The sequence below is a fragment of the Peribacillus sp. CSMR9 genome (assembly GCF_033141925.1).
Lineage (GTDB): Bacteria > Bacillota > Bacilli > Bacillales > DSM-1321 > Peribacillus > Peribacillus simplex_A.
In genome coordinates this window covers 17,882-37,138 of the sequence record NZ_JAOPHO010000007.1, presented here as the reverse complement: position 1 = coordinate 37,138, position 19,257 = coordinate 17,882, and the positions used below count along the sequence as shown (strand labels likewise).

Annotated in this window: 24 protein-coding genes; 13 read left to right on the top strand and 11 right to left on the bottom strand. The window is 43.1% G+C overall.

Going from position 1 to position 19,257, the window contains the following annotated elements; genetic code table 11:
* Positions 1–41: 41 nt before the first annotated feature.
* Entirely contained in the window at positions 42–632 is a 591-nt protein-coding gene (locus N9I19_RS06480; RefSeq protein WP_284469350.1) for a peptidylprolyl isomerase, read from the bottom strand.
* 178 nt (positions 633–810) lie between these two features.
* Here N9I19_RS06480 and kapB point away from each other — a divergent pair, with 178 nt between their 5' ends.
* Positions 811–1,197 (top strand): kinase-associated lipoprotein KapB, encoded by a 387-nt coding sequence (gene kapB / locus N9I19_RS06475; RefSeq protein ID WP_317777299.1) that lies wholly within the window; start codon positions 811–813, stop codon positions 1,195–1,197.
* Positions 1,198–1,234: 37 nt separating this feature from the next.
* Here the strand turns inward: kapB and kapD are convergent, their stop codons facing one another.
* Positions 1,235–1,858, bottom strand: a complete 624-nt coding sequence (gene kapD / locus N9I19_RS06470; protein WP_061465435.1) for a 3'-5' exonuclease KapD — start codon at positions 1,856–1,858, stop codon at positions 1,235–1,237.
* A 570-nt stretch (positions 1,859–2,428) separates the two neighbouring features.
* Here kapD and N9I19_RS06465 point away from each other — a divergent pair.
* Positions 2,429–2,668 (top strand): transglycosylase domain-containing protein, encoded by a 240-nt coding sequence (locus tag N9I19_RS06465; protein WP_284469348.1) that lies wholly within the window; start codon positions 2,429–2,431, stop codon positions 2,666–2,668.
* On the top strand, positions 2,649–2,825 hold the full coding sequence (locus tag N9I19_RS25195; RefSeq protein WP_411730411.1) for a transglycosylase domain-containing protein: 177 nt from the start codon (positions 2,649–2,651) through the stop codon (positions 2,823–2,825). Before N9I19_RS06465 ends, N9I19_RS25195 begins: the two co-directional genes overlap by 20 nt.
* A 552-nt stretch (positions 2,826–3,377) precedes the next feature.
* Here N9I19_RS25195 and N9I19_RS25190 read toward each other — a convergent pair.
* A complete protein-coding gene (locus N9I19_RS25190) occupies positions 3,378–3,509 on the bottom strand; it encodes a DUF5366 family protein (protein WP_353957958.1) in 132 nt (43 codons plus the stop codon).
* Positions 3,510–4,014: 505 nt separating this feature from the next.
* Between N9I19_RS25190 and N9I19_RS06460 the strand changes: the two genes are divergently transcribed.
* The 7 genes from N9I19_RS06460 to mnhG are packed head-to-tail and all read left to right on the top strand — an operon-like array spanning position 4,015 to position 9,743.
* Positions 4,015–6,420 carry a Na+/H+ antiporter subunit A gene (locus N9I19_RS06460; RefSeq protein ID WP_317777298.1) on the top strand — a complete coding sequence of 802 codons (2,406 nt, stop codon included), beginning with the start codon at positions 4,015–4,017 and terminating at the stop codon, positions 6,418–6,420.
* Positions 6,417–6,839 carry a Na(+)/H(+) antiporter subunit B gene (locus N9I19_RS06455; protein ID WP_089361862.1) on the top strand — a complete coding sequence of 141 codons (423 nt, stop codon included), beginning with the start codon at positions 6,417–6,419 and terminating at the stop codon, positions 6,837–6,839. The genes N9I19_RS06460 and N9I19_RS06455 overlap by 4 nt, the downstream gene beginning before the upstream one ends.
* Positions 6,839–7,180 carry a Na(+)/H(+) antiporter subunit C gene (locus N9I19_RS06450; protein WP_317777297.1) on the top strand — a complete coding sequence of 114 codons (342 nt, stop codon included), beginning with the start codon at positions 6,839–6,841 and terminating at the stop codon, positions 7,178–7,180. The genes N9I19_RS06455 and N9I19_RS06450 overlap by 1 nt, the downstream gene beginning before the upstream one ends.
* Positions 7,173–8,654, top strand: coding sequence for a Na+/H+ antiporter subunit D (locus N9I19_RS06445; protein WP_089361864.1), 1,482 nt, complete (start codon positions 7,173–7,175; stop codon positions 8,652–8,654). The genes N9I19_RS06450 and N9I19_RS06445 overlap by 8 nt, the downstream gene beginning before the upstream one ends.
* A gap of 6 nt (positions 8,655–8,660) precedes the next feature.
* Positions 8,661–9,137, top strand: coding sequence for a Na+/H+ antiporter subunit E (locus N9I19_RS06440; RefSeq protein WP_317777296.1), 477 nt, complete (start codon positions 8,661–8,663; stop codon positions 9,135–9,137).
* Complete coding sequence (locus N9I19_RS06435; protein ID WP_061465443.1) at positions 9,137–9,421, top strand: Na(+)/H(+) antiporter subunit F1; 285 nt, start codon at positions 9,137–9,139, stop codon at positions 9,419–9,421. Before N9I19_RS06440 ends, N9I19_RS06435 begins: the two co-directional genes overlap by 1 nt.
* Positions 9,405–9,743: a monovalent cation/H(+) antiporter subunit G gene (gene mnhG, locus N9I19_RS06430; protein ID WP_317777295.1), complete on the top strand. Its 339-nt coding sequence runs from the start codon at positions 9,405–9,407 to the stop codon at positions 9,741–9,743. The genes N9I19_RS06435 and mnhG overlap by 17 nt, the downstream gene beginning before the upstream one ends.
* Before the next feature lie 54 nt (positions 9,744–9,797).
* On the opposite strand, the gene N9I19_RS06425 is transcribed toward mnhG, so the two are convergent.
* The 6 genes from N9I19_RS06425 to N9I19_RS06400 all read right to left on the bottom strand — a co-directional run bounded on the left by N9I19_RS06425 (position 9,798) and on the right by N9I19_RS06400 (position 14,703).
* Positions 9,798–10,517, bottom strand: coding sequence for an MOSC domain-containing protein (locus tag N9I19_RS06425; RefSeq protein ID WP_317777294.1), 720 nt, complete (start codon positions 10,515–10,517; stop codon positions 9,798–9,800).
* Between the two features lie 98 nt (positions 10,518–10,615).
* Positions 10,616–11,008 (bottom strand): hotdog fold thioesterase, encoded by a 393-nt coding sequence (locus N9I19_RS06420; protein WP_061465446.1) that lies wholly within the window; start codon positions 11,006–11,008, stop codon positions 10,616–10,618.
* A 140-nt stretch (positions 11,009–11,148) separates the two neighbouring features.
* Positions 11,149–11,712, bottom strand: coding sequence for a 5' nucleotidase, NT5C type (locus tag N9I19_RS06415; RefSeq protein WP_089361868.1), 564 nt, complete (start codon positions 11,710–11,712; stop codon positions 11,149–11,151).
* 15 nt (positions 11,713–11,727) lie between these two features.
* Entirely contained in the window at positions 11,728–12,822 is a 1,095-nt protein-coding gene (locus N9I19_RS06410) for an FAD-dependent monooxygenase (protein ID WP_317777293.1), read from the bottom strand.
* Positions 12,823–12,838: 16 nt separating this feature from the next.
* Positions 12,839–13,939: a bifunctional diaminohydroxyphosphoribosylaminopyrimidine deaminase/5-amino-6-(5-phosphoribosylamino)uracil reductase RibD gene (ribD, locus tag N9I19_RS06405; protein WP_317777292.1), complete on the bottom strand. Its 1,101-nt coding sequence runs from the start codon at positions 13,937–13,939 to the stop codon at positions 12,839–12,841.
* 14 nt (positions 13,940–13,953) lie between these two features.
* Positions 13,954–14,703 (bottom strand): GTP cyclohydrolase II, encoded by a 750-nt coding sequence (locus tag N9I19_RS06400; protein WP_089361870.1) that lies wholly within the window; start codon positions 14,701–14,703, stop codon positions 13,954–13,956.
* Between the two features lie 320 nt (positions 14,704–15,023).
* Here N9I19_RS06400 and N9I19_RS06395 point away from each other — a divergent pair, with 320 nt between their 5' ends.
* Positions 15,024–15,353 (top strand): YuzC family spore coat inner layer protein, encoded by a 330-nt coding sequence (locus N9I19_RS06395; RefSeq protein WP_141133612.1) that lies wholly within the window; start codon positions 15,024–15,026, stop codon positions 15,351–15,353.
* A gap of 61 nt (positions 15,354–15,414) precedes the next feature.
* Here the strand turns inward: N9I19_RS06395 and N9I19_RS06390 are convergent, their stop codons facing one another.
* On the bottom strand, positions 15,415–16,920 hold the full coding sequence (locus N9I19_RS06390) for a leucyl aminopeptidase (protein ID WP_317777291.1): 1,506 nt from the start codon (positions 16,918–16,920) through the stop codon (positions 15,415–15,417).
* Between the two features lie 275 nt (positions 16,921–17,195).
* Between N9I19_RS06390 and N9I19_RS06385 the strand changes: the two genes are divergently transcribed.
* Positions 17,196–17,678 carry a divergent PAP2 family protein gene (locus N9I19_RS06385; RefSeq protein WP_061465453.1) on the top strand — a complete coding sequence of 161 codons (483 nt, stop codon included), beginning with the start codon at positions 17,196–17,198 and terminating at the stop codon, positions 17,676–17,678.
* A 9-nt stretch (positions 17,679–17,687) separates the two neighbouring features.
* A complete protein-coding gene (locus N9I19_RS06380) occupies positions 17,688–18,476 on the top strand; it encodes a cobalamin-binding protein (RefSeq protein WP_284469337.1) in 789 nt (262 codons plus the stop codon).
* Positions 18,477–18,540: 64 nt separating this feature from the next.
* On the opposite strand, the gene N9I19_RS06375 is transcribed toward N9I19_RS06380, so the two are convergent.
* The gene (locus tag N9I19_RS06375) at positions 18,541–19,236 is read right to left on the bottom strand and encodes a 3D domain-containing protein (RefSeq protein ID WP_061465455.1); all 696 of its coding nucleotides are present in this window, start codon (positions 19,234–19,236) and stop codon (positions 18,541–18,543) included.
* Between the last annotated feature and the right edge of the window lie 21 nt (positions 19,237–19,257).

The window sequence follows — 19,257 nt, the reverse complement described above, 5'->3', positions numbered from 1 at the left end:
TAAAAAAACGAGAGGCACTAAGCCCCCCGCTTCTCTTTTATTTATAAAATGGTGATTCCTTTAATGACTACATCCACTGCTGGCTTGTCTCCCGCAACTGTCTCTACATTAGCAATCGTATCAACAACGTCCAGGCCTTCGACCACCTGTCCAAAAACAGAGTGTTTATGGTCCAGCCATGGTGTGCCGCCTTGTTCCATATAAGCGTTGATGATTTCTTCCGGATAACCGGCTTGCTTCATCTGCTCACCCATCCTGCTGTCTACATGCTGGGCCTGTACGACGAAGAATTGGCTGCCATTTGTTCCCGGGCCAGCATTTGCCATGGAAAGAGCTCCACGCAAATTGAATAATTGCATGGAGAACTCGTCCTCAAATGGAGCTCCCCAAATACTTTCTCCCCCCATTCCAGTACCTGTCGGATCTCCGCCTTGAAGCATGAAATCCTTGATGACACGGTGGAAAATGATTCCTTCGTAGTAACCGTTTTCAGCATGAGTCATGAAATTTTCCACTGTCTTTGGAGCCAGCTCAGGGAATAATTTAATTTTAATATCGCCCATCGTCGTTTGCATGATGACCGCTTTTTCATTTTCCAAAACTTCACTTGTTAATTGTGGAAAATTTGTCATTGTATATACCCTCTTTCTTTTTTAAAATAAATGGCCTGTAACGCCATTTTCCATCTTCATTTGTACACTTTACACGATTTTCATAAAAAAAGCATCTTTGCGAAATTGAACGAATTCGCTGTGAAAAATCGTTGTTCTTATGTATCATGAAGGAAGTTAAAAGAAAGGTGGTAGGGAAATGTCAGAACAGGATTTTAAAATCGGCGATAAGGTTACCGCCATATATAAAACCGGAAAATACATCGGGGAAATCACCGATATCAGACCTGCTGCATATCTTGTTAAAGTGTTGGCTGTCATGAAGCATCCCATGCAGGGGGATCTTCATAACCCGAAGCAAACAGAAGTGTCCATGTTCCATCAGCGGCGTGCTCTTGCATTCCGAGAGCAAACCAATGTACCTAAGAATATGGTAAGGGACTTTGAAGAGGAAATTCCTGAGTATAAGGAGTCCTTAAGAGAAGCTGTTGAGAAAATGAAACGCACCTTAAGCGAAGCAAACACAGAGTGGAATGATAAAAGCTTACAGCTGCTTGAAGATCTGGCGGCGGATTATTTCAAATAAAGCATAAAAGCCAAATCAGTAGTATATGATTTGGCTTTTATAACGCTAAATGATTCAATACCTTTGATAAATCAATGCGATCGCCAATTGTCGTCGGTTCATGATTTTGCATATAACTTTTATCTTTCTCTACTAACTTAAATATATTATATGTCGTAATTGCATCATCCAACGCCCTGTGATGCTTGCCTGTCCCTTCTTTGCCATAGGCCTGTACAGCCTTCCAAAGTCCGGTTTGATTTTGATCTCCGAAAAAGCGTTTATACTCCAGGCAAAGATCTATTTGTTTTCCTGAAAAAGGGAAATCCAATCCTGATTTCTGACAGTTCTGGCGAAGTACCTTCATGTCCATATTTCCCCAAGTCACAATCGTCGTCGGGTGCTGCTCATCTATTTTCTTCAATAAAGAAATCAACTCTTCAAATGAAATCCCCCGGTCCACCTGATCTTGGGTAATATTCAAGAACTTCTTGCATCTCCCCGTTAGGACTGGAAATTTCAATGGGTTAACAAAAGAAGAGAATTGTTCCTGAATTGTCTCATTAATGACGCTGACTAAACCGACCTCAATGATTTCTGGATAAAAACCTACTGGATTCGCTTTTCCTTCCGGCATCGTAAATTCAAAATCAATGAATACATATTGCTGTTGTTCCTCCATTTTAATGACCCCCTTCTTATTCTTGACGTCAACATACAAACAAAAATTGGTTTTTATTTTCTCATGAGAATATTATAACAGAAGATTTAGAAAGTTTTTCATTGGATCATATTACACCATTCAGATACGACTTCTGCCATCATTCTTGATTTACTCAAAACTATATATTATTTTCCTTAATTGGTTTTAGTGTTTGGACGAACCGAAAGTACCATTCTTTAATCCCTGCATTATCGCCAAGAATATACTAAAAATATATTAGTTAGGCAGTTGAACTATGCGCACGTATCTTGGTTATATCACGATTTTCTTCACAGTTCCTGTATTGTCCTTTTCATTTTCCTTTCCTATCACAAGTGATCCTTAGCCCAAACTCCCTATCATGTACTTCACTTAGGAATCCCATTGATTCGATAGAGCTGGCTCAGGACTAATTACATGACGGCTGCAAATGGAAAGTGATCAGTGAAATTTCCAATGGTGAAAAACGGACTTACCTTAAACTTGATGACATCCCCTTTTTCTGGAAAACCATTTCCCTTTCAGCATAACGGAGGATCACAAATTTTTATGATCATGCAGGTGTTGGCCTGTCCGGCATGGAAGGCGCATCTTATCAATTCACAAAATAAAACGATCGAACAAGGCGGCAGTACCATTACCCAGCAATTCACCAGGAGTGTTTGCCTTTCCCATGAAAGGACGTATAACCGAAAACTTAATGAACTCTTTTACGCCTATCAATTAGAGCGAAAAAATTCAAAACCGGAAATCATGGAGCTATATTTGAATACGATATATTTCCAGTAATGGATCATATGGAACCGAAGCTGCCTCCCAGTATTATTTCAGTAAACCGACTGGGAAGTTATCAAAGGCAGAACTCACCTTACTGGCAGTAATCCTTAATAATCCGAAAAACTATAAACTCTTAATGTGCCGAAGATCGGAAGTACGATTAAATTAGACTTGTCCACCTCGGTCGACTTATTATCCCGATTACGTGACATATGCTCATCAGGAATTGAAAAACCTAGTGACATCGTCTGAAGGTCTCATAACATCCCTGCAAGGTTCCGATGTGGCTATACGCCATCAGGTGAGGCGGAGCTGGATAAAAGGATTGAAAAGCTTTTGATTCCGGTGTAACCATCCATACCGCACTCGATACCAAGCTGTAAACTAAAGCCCAAGACTGCTGTACAATCAAAAATCGGTGCAATGATATCGAGGAAGCTTTAGTGGTTATACAGCATCATACGCACGAGCTTGTCTCTTTGATTGGGGAAAAGGATTATAAAAAAAATTCTTTCAATCAGGCATACCAAAACTATCGGCAGCCAGGGTCAGCCATTAACCCCACTCCTTGATTCTGCCCCCCTATATAGAAGAAACGGATGCTGACATCAATCAGCCAGTTAGCGGAGCAAGCTATTGAGCAAAAACTATTGTCCAAAGAATTATAGCGGTGACAGCTATGCGTTGGACACACTAAGTACTGCCTTTGCTCAGTCCTATATCACTCCCGCCATAAGGATGTATTGAACAATGAATAAGCACCGCCAATTACATATATGACAGATTCCCTTCTTACACTGTTCAGGGCTTTACCTTCCGAAGCCTTGGAAAGGAATAATAAAGACTGCTCCATATAGTATCGGAGATCAACTTCAATCCGGCAAAAACCATAAAAAATTCAGGAGCAATACGATCAGCAGATTTCTAAATAACATGAGCATTTGCATTTTCCCATAAATGGCAAAGGAGAGGCTGAATAGTAGGATTGAAATGATTGGAAAGTAGCTAAGTAAATAAGCGTTTTTCATGAATTCTCCATCCATGCATCCTTTTCCCTACATTATGCAAACAATTCCACTTTTTAACAATGAATTTTCTACTAATTCACCCTTTAAAACTTTTAAATTAAAATTTTTCGGGACGATTTCCCCTCCTTTTCTACCTATATATAAAACTCCATTTTAGTCGACCTTCACTGTTCTTAAAGCCATGCAAACCCACATAAATTGCGTTATACTTTTAAGCGAGGCCAGTATTCGAATCAAAAATGCATATTCAACGAAGGTTCTCTAACGTCTAAGATTGCGTAAAAAAAGCATAATAAGACGAATGACTTCGTTTTAAAAAGGGGGGAGTTTATGTCTTTACTGCATTGGGCGGTATTATCACCGTTTCTATTTGCACTTATTGTACCAATATTATACAAACTATTCCGACAAATACATACAGGATGGTTTGTATTGATTTTACCGATTCTCCTTTTCACCTATTTTTCAAGGTTCATTTCCTTGACCAAACAAGGGGATATCATTACGGAAAGGGCTGCATGGATTCCTTCACTCGGAATTCATATTGATTTCTATGTAGATGGACTAGGACTTTTGTTCGCCTTGCTCATTACAGGGATAGGTTCACTTGTCGTTCTGTATTCGGTTTTCTATTTATCGAAAGAGAAGGAAAAGCTGAACCAATTTTACGTCTTCCTTTTGCTTTTCATGGGAGCGATGCTGGGCGTAGTCCTTTCCGATAACCTAGTTGTCCTTTATTCATTTTGGGAATTCACGAGTTTATCATCTTTTCTATTGATAGGATATTGGAACGAAAGGGAGCGTTCACGTTATGGAGCGCAGAAATCCCTGCTGATCACCGTGCTTGGAGGCTTAAGCCTGCTTGGAGGAATCATTCTCCTTTCCATTATGGGGAACACATTCAGTATACGTGAATTGATAGCACAAACCGGGGAACTTATGGACCACTCGCTCTTCATTCCTGCACTTTTGCTTGTGCTGCTTGGCGCATTCACCAAATCCGCACAGTTCCCGTTCCATATCTGGCTTCCTGACGCGATGGAAGCTCCGACACCTGTCAGCGCTTACCTTCATTCCGCGACAATGGTCAAGGCCGGAATTTATCTGGTTGCCCGCTTAAGTCCTATTTTTGCAGAATCCGGATTATGGTTCTGGCTCGTTTCGATTGCCGGATTGATTACCTTGTTCTGGGGCTCATTCTCTGCAATAAAGCAGACTGATTTAAAGGGGATTCTCGCTTTTTCCACCATCAGTCAGCTCGGATTGATCATGTCGCTTTTGGGACTTGGTGCGGCGGCTCTCCACTATGATTCGTTAGGGGAAAATATATATTTGGCAGCCACGGTTGCAGCAGTATTCCACCTAATTAATCATGCGACCTTTAAAGGCAGCCTTTTCATGGTTGCAGGCATCATTGATCATGAAACCGGTACGCGTGATATCAGGAAGCTTGGCGGATTGATGCAGTTGATGCCGATTACTTTCACCGTCGCCGCCATAGGTGCTTTTTCAATGGCTGGCCTTCCGCCCTTCAATGGTTTTTTAAGTAAGGAAATGTTCTTGGCCAGCATGGTGCATGTATTGGAATTGAATATCTTCAATATGGAGACATGGGGCATACTGTTCCCTGTTATAGCATGGGTTGCCAGTGTATTCACTTTTATTTACAGCATGATCGTCGTGCTCAAGCCCTTTACAGGCAAACTTCAGTTACAACTATTGGACAAGAAGCCCCACGAGGCACCGATCGGGATGTTGATTTCCCCGGTCATCCTTGCTTCGTTGGTCATCATTTTTGGTATTTTTCCAAACTTGCTATCTTCATCGATCATTGAACCTGCTGTAGCTAGCATACAGCCAAGCTTGGCGGGTCCGGATTTCCAAGTCCATATCGAATTCTGGCATGGATTTAAACCTGAATTTTGGATGACGGTCGGCATCATTGCATTTGGAATCATTTTATACAAAACGTTTCCGAGGTGGCAAAAGATCCACCAGTGGATGCCTGAACGTTTATCCCTGAATGCTCTTTATGATAACGGGATAAGGGGGCTGGAACGATCAGCATCCTCCGTCATGAAATTTTTAATGACAGGTTCGATTCGGACGTATTTGCTTTCCATATTCCTTTTCTTCATTCTTTCATTGGGCTTTACACTCTATTGGAAGGATGCCTTTAAATTGGATACAGGAAATTTTGCCCCGATCGGCTTATATGAATTGGTATTAGCGGCAATCATCGTGATTAGCTCGATCGCCATCTTGTTTGCAAGATCCCGTTTAACTTCCATTATCATTCTAGGAGCGGTCGGTTATACGATTTCCTTATTTTTCGTTTTGCTGCGGGCACCGGATTTAGCCTTGACTCAACTGGTCATCGAAACGATTTCGGTATCCCTGTTTTTGCTCTGTTTCTTCCACCTTCCGTTAATGGCAAGCAGAAAGGAAGAACGGATGACATTCAGGTTGAATAACGCCCTGATATCCATTGGTGTAGGAGTCATCGTGACACTGATTGCCTTATCGGCACATAGCAATAAACTATTTGATTCCATATCAAGTTACTATCTTGAAAATGCTTATAAGGAAGCAGGCGGGAAAAACGTCGTAAATGTCATTCTTGTTGACTTCCGCGGACTTGATACGATGTTTGAAATCAGTGTCCTTTCCATCGCTGCGCTCGGAATATTCGCGATGATCAAATTGCGTTTGACAGGGGGGAGAAATAAATCATGAAGCAAAATGACCTGATTCTCCAAACGGTTACGAAAGTCGCCGCCTTTGTTATCTTGCTTTTTGCGGTAGCCATCTTTTTAGGAGGGCATTATTCGCCAGGAGGCGGGTTTGTCGGCGGTTTAATGACTTCAGCTGCCATAGTCTTGCTGTTGCTCGCTTTCGACATTAAAACCGTCGCAGGGATCTTGCCGATTGACTATAAGCTAATGATTGGTTCAGGCTTGCTCATATCAAGCCTGACTGTTGCCGGCGGGTTATTTTTCGGGGTGCCGCTCATGACACATGTATATCATTATATCGATTTGCCTCTTCTTGGGCACATCTCGCTTCATACCGCGGTACTGTTTGATCTGGGTGTTTATCTTGTGGTTGTTGGTGTAACGATGACCATTATTCAAACGATAGGGGAGAGTGAATAATGGAACTTTTAATGGCCATTGTCATTGGAATACTATTTATGTGTGCGACCTATTTAATTCTTTCAAAAAGCATTTTAAGAATCATAATCGGTACTGGGCTGCTCAGTCACGGCGCCCACCTTTTGATTTTGACGATGGGCGGCCTGAAAGGCGATTCCGTTCCATTGCTAAGTGATAAAGTTGCATCCTATGTCGATCCGCTTCCGCAAGCGCTTATCTTGACTGCGATCGTCATTAGTTTCGGAGTCACATCATTTCTGCTGGTTCTTGCTTACCGGACCTACCAGGAACTCGGTACGGATGACATGGAAGAAATGAGAGGTACGAAAACGAATGAATAATCTTACCTTCATGCCTGTTTTATGGCCGCTTTTCACAGCCATCTTTCTTATTTTCTTTTCAAAAAAAATCAAGCTGCAAAGAGGGATATCCCTTTTTTCCTCTCTTATAGGAATTGCGATTTCCCTTTATCTAGTGTTCTCGGTTCATACTCATGGGATCTTGACTCTCGGTGTCGGCAGCTGGGATGCGCCATTCGGGATCGTGATCGTCGCAGACATGCTTTCTTCGCTACTGGTCCTGACCACGAATATCATTGGATTTGCCATACTGCTTTACTCGTTTTACTCCATAGGTGAAGAACGTGAAAGACACTATTATTATCCTGTATTTCAATTCTTGCTGATTGGTGTTAACGGTGCTTTCCTTACGGGGGACCTTTTCAATCTATTCGTCTTTTTCGAAGTCATGCTGATGGCTTCTTACGTGCTGCTTGTACTGGGGGGGACGAAAATCCAACTGAGGGAATCATTGAAGTATATCATCGTCAATGTGCTTTCCTCGTCCTTTTTCGTCATCATGGTGGCGTACCTTTATTCAGTTCTAGGTACATTGAACATGGCGGACATCAGCCAAAGGATAGCGGAGGTAAACCAACCTGGAATCATCTCGGTAATAGCAATTGGCTTCTTGATCGTATTCGGTTTGAAGGGAGCCATTTTCCCGCTATTCCAATGGCTCCCTGGGTCCTATTATGCTCCACCAATCCCGGTGATGGCACTATTCGGGGCATTGCTGACAAAGGTCGGGATATATTCCATTTTCAGGACCTATACACTCATGTTTTACCATGACCAGGATTTCACTCATACTTTCCTTGCGATACTTGCGATCTTGACCATCATCATCGGTGTCATTGGTGCGATAGCCTATTGGGATGTTAAAAAAATCATCATTTACAATATCATCATCGCCGTCGGGGTTATCATTTTCGGCATCTCCGTCATGAATGAACAGGCCTTATCGGGCTCCATCCTATATATCATTCATGACATGCTGATCAAGGCTGCGCTCTTCCTGCTGGTTGGCATCATGATCAAAATCAGCGGATCGGATGATTTACGGGATATGGGCGGCTTGATCAAGCGATACCCGGCCCTTGCATGGACTTTCTTCATAGCTGCCATATCATTGGCGGGAATACCACCGTTCAGCGGTTTTGCCGGTAAGCTTTTGATTCTTCAGGGAGCTGCAGAAAAAGGGGCCTACTTTGGAATGGCCGTTGTCTTACTTTCCAGCCTGATGGTTCTATATTCCGTTATGAAAATATTCATGAATGGCTTCTGGGGAACCCCAAAAGCTGATTATGCCTTAACTAATAATACGGTGAATAAAATGCTGGTTCCTGCCGTCCTCCTTGTTATCATTTCCGTTTTATTCGGAGTAGGAACAGAATCGATTTACCCATTCATTACACAAGCTGCAGAAACATTAATCAATCCCGATATTTATATTAAAGCGGTTTTAAAGGAGTAGTGCCTGATGTCATTCCAAATTTTACTGAATGTGTTCCTTGCGTTTATCTGGATGTTTTTGAAAAATGAGTTTAACGGGAGCACTTTTATCATCGGATATGTATTGGGGCTCGGCATCATGTTCGTCTTCCGTCATTTTTTCAATGACCGTTTTTACCTGAACAGGGTGAATGCCGTCGTTCAATTGCTGCTTATATTCGCAAGGGAACTCTTACTTTCCAACGTTAGCGTCCTTATGGTCGTGCTTAAACCGAGCCTTGATATGAGACCTGGAATATTCGCATTCGAAACCGCGCTAACTAAGGATTGGGAAATTACGATACTATCGAATTTAATTACACTGACACCAGGAACACTTGTCGTTGAAGTATCGGAGGATAATCGGATTCTTTATATCCATGCGATGGATATTGCCGACAAAGAAGAAGCCGTGGACAGCATTAAAAATACATTTGAAAAGGCGATCATGGAGGTGAGCAAATAATGTTCGATCTTATACTTAAAATCGCGTTGCTCGGTGTTTCGCTTTCCATGATAGGATTCTTATACCGTTTAATCAAAGGGCCATCTGTACCGGATCGGGTCGTCGCGCTCGATGCGATGGGAATAAATCTTATCGCAATCGTCGCACTTGTATCCATTGTCATGGATACAAGCGCTTATCTGGAAGCCATTCTTCTGCTCGGAATCCTATCTTTCATCGGAACGGTCGCTTTCGCCAAATTCCTTGAGAAAGGGGAGATTATCGAAAATGACCGCAATCGTTGAAATACTATCAGCCTTATTCCTTTTAATGGGGGTCTTTCTCTTTTTAGTCTCGGCTTTCGGAGTCATCCGTCTGCCCGACGTCTATACAAGAAATCACGCTGCCTCAAAAAGCTCGACACTTGGAATCATGTTCATCCTGATTGGCACCTTGTTATATTTTTATTATAAACATAGCCTTTTCGATTTCCGGGTCGTGCTCGCGATCATCTTTATCTTCATGACCAGCCCTGTTGCCGGGCATTTAATCAATCGCTCGGCTTACCATTCAGGCGTTAAAATGTGGGATCGAAGTGTCCGGGATGATTTAAGGAAAACCCGGTGATTCCTGCCATTGCAAAAGAGCTGCCCTGATTACAGGAGCAGCTCTTTTCATGTATCAATCCTTTAAAAATACTTGGTCCCCTAAACTGATTTCACCCGTTCGAATGACCGAGGCATATACGCCAAAATGATTGTTCCTTTCCTTGACGACAGTTTTCAAGAGTGATGAATCTCTTTGGGAATCGCTTGGATTGACTGTTATGATCATACAACGCTCACAATGCCTTTTTATCTCCAATTCTACATCATTTCCAATCAGAATCCTTTTTCCGAACCATTGCTCTTCTAAAAAGGGTGTTTTGTCCACTAAAGATAACACCAAATTTTGCCTGAATCTCCTGCCATCCACTTCTTTTCCCCAAAGCTTTTTCAATTCGCCAATCGAGGCATCACTGACAAGCAGGATGTTTTCTTCCTCAATCGCACCGAACGGGATATGTGCAGGCGGATAAACAACGGATGTTGCCTCCTGTTTCAACAACCGTTCCATTTCCTCCTTAAAGGCCTCTTCACCCCAAGCCAGCACGTTTCCTGAAGGGGTCTTCACTTTTATTTCCGGATATTGTTCCAGGGTTTCCTCACCAGAGAAAACAGCTTGATAACGGACCATTTCGGGAACTTGGGTTATCGTTAGGAACTTCCCGTGCTTGTCTTTAAAGGCATGACTGCGATCTCCATATAGCCCATAGTCCATCACCTTCGTTTTCAGTACATGCTCACCGGTGAATGATTTTACAGGATGGCGGGTGATTTCTTGTATATGACCAACCAGCATAAAAAAACTCCTTTCAAACAATAGTCTACTGCCATATTATACTTAAACCGGACACTGTAAAATCATTACGTTACATTTCAAAGCGATAGTTCCCTGATTCACTTTGGTAAGTCGATAACGGCCAATGTACAGCGTGAAATGCAGATAAGACGATCCTCTTCATCACGGATTTTCACGTCCCATACCATCGTCGTCTTCCCGCGATGGATTATGTTCCCTTCTGCTGTAACCAAACCAGAACGGACGCTCCTTACATGGTTGGCATTGATTTCAAGACCGACGACAGCTTGTTTTGTCCTATCTACAAGCTGGATTCCGCCAAAACTCGCAACGGATTCCGCAAGGGCAACGGACGCCCCCCCATGCAATAATCCATATGGCTGCCTAGTTCGTTCATCCACCGGCATCGTCGCAATGACTTTCCCATCACCGATTTCCTTCATTTCTATCCCAAGCGTGCCTATCAAAGAACTTTCAATATTTCTCTCCATCCCAATACCCCCAACTCTTATGTTTTTTTCTACAACGAATTGATTCTTAAATTCCAAAAAAATGAATAACCATTCATTATAGTATACATAAAAAGGATGACTCAAGTCTATTCAAGTCATCCCTCATTATGAGAATTCGATTATTTGGAGAGTATTTCTTTTAATTCAAACCAGCTTGTCAGTCTTGGAATATCCAAATCCCTGTTATAGGAGTTATCCATTGCATACACTTTCGTTGGGATATCCAATAAAGTTTCCAGCACTGCCGGTTTATCATCAAAATAATAATCCAATTCCAATCTGCGAATCGTATCAATTTTTTCATGATCCTTCATGCCGCAGTAAAATTGGTCATCCTTAACGGGAAAGCCGTTTTCAATCAACCATTTTTTCGTCCGTTCACCATGCTCCGCTTTTCTGGCTGTGATGTAATAGACTTCATGGCCATCGCGTTCAAGCTCCTGCAGCGTTTCCACTGCTCCCTCGAAGGCTGGACAGGATGAATAATACACTTCCTCGGCAAGGCTGTTCCACATCTTGCCCCCAGCCTCTTTATCAAGCCCGAAAGCTTCATGGATCTCTAACGTCTTTAAAGCTCTGAATTTCGTTAACTCTATGTTCTTATTAAGCTTTTTATTATAAAGATGGAAAGCGAACTCCCTCAAATTAATAAGGGTATCGTCAATATCAAAACCGAATTTCATATCCTTCACTCCTATTCAAACATTAGCGGCAAACTGTGCTGCGAAGGAAATTTCCTTGTCCACCTGCATGGCCTGTAATCTTTCAATTTCGGCTTTTCTTTCCGGTTCAGCGATTTTAAGTCCAAGGAAGCCAGTATCCTCCCACATGATGCACCCTTTAATAAGATCGGCTAATATATCGGCATCTTTCATGGCACAATTGAGTCCAAACGCACCTGTAGGCGTCATCGTATGGGCTGCATCACCCAATAAAGCAACGCCATCCTTTGTCCACGTTTCACAATAGCTGCTGTAAACATCCAATAAAATGAAGTCATTCCAAGAGCGGATATTTTCACACACAACCTTTTTTAGTTCAGGAAAGGCGATAAGCAAATCTTCAATGAATTGCTCAAAGGGCTGTTTTCGCAAATGGGGAAATGAACCATGTTCTATATTCCATCCAATTTGGATGAAACCTCCAGCCTGGGTGAAGAGGGCAACCTGGGAGTCATTGACCAATGCCATCTTGATCGAGGGCTTCCACCCCTCTGGAGCGGGAATTTTTGCCCACAGTAAATCATAGCCATGATTTTTAATAACTACTGGTATCCCCGCTTTTTTTCGAACCATGGAAAATCTGCCGTCCGCTCCGATTATCAATGAACTATGCACTTCCAGGTCATTTCCATCCTTTCGGGCCTTAACACCCGAAAACCGGCCCATTTCATTCTGAATCAAGTCCGTAACCCTCGTATTCATCATCAATTGAAAAGAGTCCAGCTTTTCAGCTTCATTCAATATAGCAGTAAGCAGATGATTCTGAGGGACATGTATCCCAACATGATCTACCGGCAATTCTGGGAAAATCCTTTTAAACATTTGGCCGTCATGCCAATATTCAATTTGTTCCATCCTAAGCAAGCCAAGCCTTTCCACACTCTCGAATAAACCGTGCTTTTTCAGAATGCCTTCTCCTTCTTCGTTCAGGAATTCGCCCCTGAACTCCCGTGCAACTTCAGAATGCCTCTCGAGCAGGACGACTGAAATGTCCTGTTTGGCCAATAGATAGGCTAGCAGCGCTCCTCCAGGCCCCGATCCGACTATGCATACATCTGACTTAACCATCATGCCTATCACCTGTTGTCTATTTTAATTTAGGATAAGCCGTGATGCGTATGTCCTCTCCAAACGTGTCCACGCCAGAGAAGGAAACATCCATCGCTTCATCCATCGTATCTACATTCATTCCACTATACGGTGTTAGTGAGTTTCGTCCGCCCAATAGTTTAGGAGCTATATAAATCAAGTATTTATCGATGAGCCCTGCCCTTAGGAAAGAGGCATTCACTTCGCTTCCACCTTCCAGCAAGATATCCGTAATCCCCTTTTTATACAGCTCTTCCATCAAGGTCCTTAAATTCAGGCCCGAATCGTTTTTGGGGACGAAAATGAATTCGATCCCTTTTTCACGTAGAGCTGCCATTTTATCGGCAGGTGCATGATCCTGCGTTACGATCATGGTCCTCGCATCTGATACCTGGACAACATTGGCTTCCATTGGAACACGTAATTCACTGTCTAAAATGATTCGGATCGGATTTTTCCCTCCGCCCTCCGGAAGTCTGGTCGTAAGTGATGGATCATCGGCCAAAACAGTCCCGATTCCAACGAGAATGGCATCGACCTCATCCCGGAGCAAATGAACGGAATGACGGGATTCTTCTCCTGTTATCCATTTTGAATGGCCTGTGTGTGTTGCAAGTTTTCCATCGAGTGTCATCGCATACTTCGAAATGACAAATGGACGGCTCGTCAGCATATTGTGAATAAAACGCTCATTCAGTCTTTGAGCTTCCTTTTCCAGGACGCCAACTTCCACTTCAATGCCTGCATCCTTTATGATCGATATACCTCTGCCCGCAACTTCCGGATTCGGATCTTGCGTAGCCACTACAACCCGCCGTACACCTGATTCTTTCACTAAATTTGCACAAGGAGGGGTTTTTCCATAATGGGAACACGGCTCAAGAGTCACGTATAGCGTTGCCCCTTCTGCATACTCACCCGCCATTTTGAAAGCATGTACCTCTGCATGCGGTTCACCCGCTTTACGGTGGATTCCTGTCCCGGCTATCACACCGTCTTTAACTATGACTGCACCGACAACTGGATTTGGATTCGTCTTTCCTTTAGCACTTGCCGCCAAATCCAATGCCAGCTTCATGTAATATTGATCATCATTCATGCGTTTAGCTCTCCTTATACAATCAAAGTTGGCTTCTTGTGTGGTATGTGTCCAGACTTCTTAACCTTTGTATCCAGATAGAAACTATTATCTTCCGTCAAACCGCCCCAAAGCGGGATATGGTCCTTTGCCGCTAGTCCATGCTTCATAAGTGCGTCCAACTTTTTAGGGTTATTCGTAATTAAAGTGACCGGATCCTCACGCAGTTCCTTCAGCACTCGAATGGCTCCCTCGTAAGACCGCGTATCGTCTTCGAATCCTAAAGCCTGATTCGCCTCGACCGTGTCATAACCTTCCTGCTGAAGTAAATATGCAAGAGATTTGGAAAAAAGGCCGATCCCTCTTCCTTCATGGTCCGCAAGGTAAAAAATGGCCCCGCACCCATGCTCGGCTATCATCTTCATCGATTGGTGGAGCTGGTAGCCGCAATCACAGCGTTTACTGCCAAAGATATCACCTGTGTGACAGATGCTATGCATCCGGACCAGTGCATCATCCGACTTTTTAAAATCCCCATACACCAACACGGACGATTGCTGGCCAAAAGCAAGATTGGCTTCCGAAAGCGAATCAAGCACCGCTTCCTTGTCATTATCCTCGCCATCGAGCTGGAGCCATGTATACCATTGAAAAACCGTTGAGAATTCTCCTTGTTCAATAGGTAGGTTCACAGGCCCCACTAGGCATATATCAGCCTTTCCCGGGGTTTTAAGAATATTCATTTTATCTATTAAAAGGTCTTTTGTTTGCTGGGTTATTTTCATGTTAACATCACCTATTTTATAATTTTATAGTGTGCCACTGCTTACTTTAGGTAAGTAAGTATATTACTATACACTATACCTGTCAATTAAGCAGTTTACAAATAATAGTGTGTCTTTCTTCATAAATTCAAGAAGATTTTTTTTCGGAAAAGGGTTATCCATAATCCGTAATCATAACGGCTGGCCTTTATACATATTTTAACGTATAAAGAAAACGTGTCTATAGACAGACTTTAGGAAAGGAAGGAAACCTTTTGGAGGATTTCCCTTATTTTTTATATGACCCTGGCCTATTTCCGCTTCCCGTAGGGTCAGTGAACATGAATCGGGAACTTGAAGGAACATTGCGTCCATACTTGGCAACCAATCCAGATCTGTTAGTTAAATCGGCAAAGTCATCGCAAGCTTTATTGCTTGATGTAAAAAAAGTCATGGATACATTAGCCACATCCAAGCCTTTCTCAAACAGGTTGATGACTGCCGCCCAAGCATCGAATAAGAGTTTAGTGGTTGATATGATCCGAAAGATAGGGATTAAAAACGAACCTGATATCAAGTATAACCCTGATGGGATCCGTTTTGATTTCTATCCCAAAACAGGGGATGAAAATTGTCATATCATCATCAGCTTGAAATGGAGGGATATATAACGTCCAACACCTTTTTTGTAAAAAAAACGAAGCCTATTTTCGGCTTCGGATCCTTTTTGGTTCATTTTGTTTTCGATTCAAAGGTTTCAACAAATAGTGCAAGCGTTCGTGCCATCACACCTGTCGCCCCCGCCGTGCACAATTCGGAGCCGCTCGAGGTTGTGGATGTTCCGGCAATATCCAGATGGACCCACGGAGTGTCTTCGGCAAATTCGCCTATGAAGGCTCCACCCATGATGGCATGTCCTGCCCCGCCAGGTGAATTATTTAAATCCGCTATTTTACTATTGCGTACCCGCTCTTTGTCCTTTTCTGTAATAGGCAATCTCCACATAGGCTCCCCGGCCTCCTCTGAGGCTTTAACCACTTGTTCATAGAATTCTGCGTCATTGGTCATTGAACCCGTCATATCCATGCCCAAGGCCGTTATAACACCCCCCGTTAAAGTAGCAACGTCAATAAGGTAGTCGGCACCATGATGTTTAGCGTAAGTTATGGCATCCGCCAAAACGAGCCGGCCTTCCGCATCCGTATTCAATATCTCTATCGTCTTGCCGCTCATGGCAGTGATCACATCATCCGGCTTGAGTGCTTCACCGCTGATCATGTTATCAGTGGATGGAATGACAGCCACGACATTTTGATCCGGCCCTAATTCGCCGATAATTTCCATTGCACCTAAAACAGCTGCGGCACCGCCCATATCCGTCTTCATTCCAACGATTCCGGCCTTCGTTTTCAATGAGTATCCACCGGTATCGAATGTGATGCCTTTACCAACCAACCCGATAACATCTTTCCATTCATCTTTACCTTGGTACTTCAGGACGATCATTTTCGGAGGTTCAACGGAACCTTGATTGACAGCAAGAAGGGCTCCCATTCCCAATTTGAGCATATCCTCCTTCCCCAGGATTTCCACTTCAAAGCCATAACGTTCGCCCAAAGCAGATGAATAATCCGCCATATCCGTGGAAGTCAACAAATTGCCTGGTGTGTTAACCAATGTTCTTGCAGAGTTCGTCGCCCTTCCGAAGACTTTCCCTACATGAAGTGCGGCCCCGACCTCTTCTTTATCCGATTCACTGTAAACCGTAATCGATTCAAGGCTTTTTTCGACCTGGTTCGATTTTTGCTTGTATCCGTCAAATTTATAGGAAGCAAGTTCAAAAGCCTCGGAACAAGCATGCGCTGCGTCCAATGCATCCAAATTTTCGGTCGTGAATGTATCCAAAGCAATAGATAGCGTCGTTAGCCTGGATTCTTTGATCGTTTTACGCGCTTTTCCAAATGCTTCGCGCAGCGTTTCAAAGGATAGCTCCTTTTCCTTGCCCAAACCTACAAAAATCAATCTCTTTATGCCTAATTTACCTAATGTATGTATTTTAACTACTGATTTTTTCTTGGAAGGGATTTCTCCCGCTTTCACTAACTCGGTTAGCTGACCATCTAATCGTTCATCTGCCTCTTTCCCTATGCCTGTGAATTTTACGGGTCTGTCAAATACGCCTAGAATCAGGCATTCGTCAATCAAATCTATATTCAAGGAATCTTTTACTGTGAACATTCTGCTACCTCCTCCATTCGATTACCTTCATTATAACGAAATCTTTCGAAATTTTCGAATAAGGCCCATGAAAATAATATTAACAAGGGATATTGTTTAGAATGTGCCACTTTAGAGTAATAGTATAAGGAAGATCATATTTAATACTAATAACCAGCAGGGAATCGACAGGACTGAATGGAACTAATAATAAGGGCCTTGTACCGAGCAGGATTTCTTATTTACCCATATATGGATTTCATCGTTACTTATAACTAGAAAGAAGGCTGATACTCTTGGAATTATTTCTCAACTTCCCTTTAATCGCAGCATTGATTGCCATTTTCTTTGCTCAATTCATTAAAGTGCCCATCCACTTCATAGCTTTTCGTAAAGTTAACTGGTCACTTCTTAACTCCACAGGCGGTATGCCAAGTTCCCACTCTGCGGCCGTGTCAGCTTTAACCGTAGCAGTAGGGATTGAGACCGGAATGGATTCTCCTGTATTTGCCGTTGCAGCGATCTTTGCCGTCATCACGATGTTCGATGCGACAGGAGTAAGACGGCAGGCAGGAGAACAGGCAGCCGTCTTGAACCAGCTCGTCACGGACTTCAATACATTAGTCGAGCAAGCAAAAAACTGGCAGAAAAAAGCGGATAAACAGAAACAGCAACAATTAAAGGAACTGTTGGGCCATAAGCCAATCGAGGTATTTTTCGGAGCCTTGACCGGAGTATTCATTGCACTGGCACTTCACTTTTTCATCTTTCAAGGGTAGGTGGTCAATTTGAAAATAATCTCTCTTTGCCCCAGCAATACGGAACTCTGCACATATCTAGGGATAGAAGATCAGCTGATCGCTATCGATGACTACTCTGATTGGCCTGAAACCATACAGCACCTTCCTAGAGTGGGGCCGGATTTATCGATTGATATCGATCATGTAGAATCACTGAAACCCGATTTGGTGCTGGCTTCCCTTAGTGTACCGGGTATGGAAAAAAATATTGAAGGATTAAAAGAACGGAACCTCCCTCACATCATCTTCAATCCGCAATCACTTGAAGATATCGCAAAGGATTTGCTGACCTTGGGCGGGGCCATGGATCTTAATGATAAAGCAGAGGAGCAGGCAGCAAAATTCCGGGATGCCATCCTTCAATATAAAAATGTCGCCGACAAAATCGAAACAAAGCCGTCCCTATATTGGGAATGGTGGCCAAATCCCTTATTCAGCCCTGGGGGAGTTAACTGGTTATCCGAGATCAGCCTTCTTGCGGGAGGATATAATCTTTTCGAAGATGTGGAAATGGCAAGCATTCAAGTCACGTCCGAGGAGGTTCAGAAAAAGGATCCCGACCATATTTGCTTAGCTTGGGTCGGTGTCCCATTACGAAAAGTCAACCCGGCGCTTGTCAAGAAACGGCAAGGTTGGGCCGATATGAAGGCAGTCCGGGCTAACAATATCCACATTATGGAAGAACCCTTATTCTGCCGGCCTTCCCCCCGTTTACTGGATGGGCTGTCAAAATTGGCAAAGACTCTGCACCCTGAGGAGTACAAAGGCATGGCTTAAAGGCGTTTCGAATGAACAAAAAAGCTGCCCCAATTGTGGCAGCTTTTTTAACTCCATCATTTCATTAAAAGGCAAAGGAAGATACATTCTCGTTCAATGTTTTTCCGGCGATTTTAGGCTTGAATACTTGCCTGATCTTGGTTTCATTCAACTTGTTTAGCTGTTCTTCAGATAACTCGCCGTTCCCTTTTTGCACAACATATACTTCAAGGGTTTTCTTTCCCCACTTCTCGTACACATCTTGTACGGTGTCATAGTATAGATCCAGATGGTTTCCTTTGATCGCCCCGCCCTTGTCCGCTACAACCCCATATCCATAGCCCGGAATCCAAAGGATGGTTCCGAGGGGGAATACGGCAAGATCAGCGGCAATGGTTGAAAACAGATCCCGTTTCACCTTCACACCTGAATAAGTGATTCCATAAGATGGGCTCTCCGGGTACTTTCCCGTTGATTCATACCCTGCTGTATATCCTGTAGCCAAAACTTCATGCTTCGGATATTTCAAGAGCTCGATTGCCTCCAATATCGTCGTGGGACCACCATTGCCCGTGGATGCGGATGACATTAGCGTTGCCACTTGACCTCCACTATGGATCGCTTTATATTCGAGACCAAGCATTCGATGTTGTCTCATTGCCCCTTCAAAAGGATGATCTTCAGGCATAGCCCCAAAAACATGATTTAAGGTTGAATCGATGGCCAAGATAAATAATATGATAATAGCAACCCTCAAAAATAATGCCTTTACAATCTTCATATGTATTAATTCCACTCCTCT

Excerpts from the sequence above, each read along its gene's own strand:
- N9I19_RS06460 (WP_317777298.1), top strand. The coding sequence starts at position 4,015 with ATGTCTTTACTGCATTGGGCGGTATTATCACCGTTTCTATTTGCACTT.
- N9I19_RS06465 (WP_284469348.1), top strand. The coding sequence starts at position 2,429 with ATGATCATGCAGGTGTTGGCCTGTCCGGCATGGAAGGCGCATCTTATC.
- ribD (WP_317777292.1), bottom strand. The coding sequence starts at position 13,939 with ATGAATGATGATCAATATTACATGAAGCTGGCATTGGATTTGGCGGCA.
- mnhG (WP_317777295.1), top strand. The coding sequence starts at position 9,405 with ATGACCGCAATCGTTGAAATACTATCAGCCTTATTCCTTTTAATGGGG.
- N9I19_RS06375 (WP_061465455.1), bottom strand. The coding sequence starts at position 19,236 with ATGAAGATTGTAAAGGCATTATTTTTGAGGGTTGCTATTATCATATTA.
- N9I19_RS06425 (WP_317777294.1), bottom strand. The coding sequence starts at position 10,517 with ATGCTGGTTGGTCATATACAAGAAATCACCCGCCATCCTGTAAAATCA.
- N9I19_RS06410 (WP_317777293.1), bottom strand. The coding sequence starts at position 12,822 with ATGATGGTTAAGTCAGATGTATGCATAGTCGGATCGGGGCCTGGAGGA.
- N9I19_RS06440 (WP_317777296.1), top strand. The coding sequence starts at position 8,661 with ATGTCATTCCAAATTTTACTGAATGTGTTCCTTGCGTTTATCTGGATG.
- N9I19_RS06390 (WP_317777291.1), bottom strand. The coding sequence starts at position 16,920 with ATGTTCACAGTAAAAGATTCCTTGAATATAGATTTGATTGACGAATGC.
- N9I19_RS25190 (WP_353957958.1), bottom strand. The coding sequence starts at position 3,509 with ATGGAGCAGTCTTTATTATTCCTTTCCAAGGCTTCGGAAGGTAAAGCC.
- N9I19_RS06415 (WP_089361868.1), bottom strand. The coding sequence starts at position 11,712 with ATGAAATTCGGTTTTGATATTGACGATACCCTTATTAATTTGAGGGAG.
- N9I19_RS06420 (WP_061465446.1), bottom strand. The coding sequence starts at position 11,008 with ATGGAGAGAAATATTGAAAGTTCTTTGATAGGCACGCTTGGGATAGAA.
- kapD (WP_061465435.1), bottom strand. The coding sequence starts at position 1,858 with ATGGAGGAACAACAGCAATATGTATTCATTGATTTTGAATTTACGATG.
- N9I19_RS06395 (WP_141133612.1), top strand. The coding sequence starts at position 15,024 with ATGAATCGGGAACTTGAAGGAACATTGCGTCCATACTTGGCAACCAAT.
- N9I19_RS06455 (WP_089361862.1), top strand. The coding sequence starts at position 6,417 with ATGAAGCAAAATGACCTGATTCTCCAAACGGTTACGAAAGTCGCCGCC.
- N9I19_RS06400 (WP_089361870.1), bottom strand. The coding sequence starts at position 14,703 with ATGAAAATAACCCAGCAAACAAAAGACCTTTTAATAGATAAAATGAAT.
- N9I19_RS06445 (WP_089361864.1), top strand. The coding sequence starts at position 7,173 with ATGAATAATCTTACCTTCATGCCTGTTTTATGGCCGCTTTTCACAGCC.
- N9I19_RS06480 (WP_284469350.1), bottom strand. The coding sequence starts at position 632 with ATGACAAATTTTCCACAATTAACAAGTGAAGTTTTGGAAAATGAAAAA.
- N9I19_RS06450 (WP_317777297.1), top strand. The coding sequence starts at position 6,839 with ATGGAACTTTTAATGGCCATTGTCATTGGAATACTATTTATGTGTGCG.
- kapB (WP_317777299.1), top strand. The coding sequence starts at position 811 with ATGTCAGAACAGGATTTTAAAATCGGCGATAAGGTTACCGCCATATAT.
- N9I19_RS06435 (WP_061465443.1), top strand. The coding sequence starts at position 9,137 with ATGTTCGATCTTATACTTAAAATCGCGTTGCTCGGTGTTTCGCTTTCC.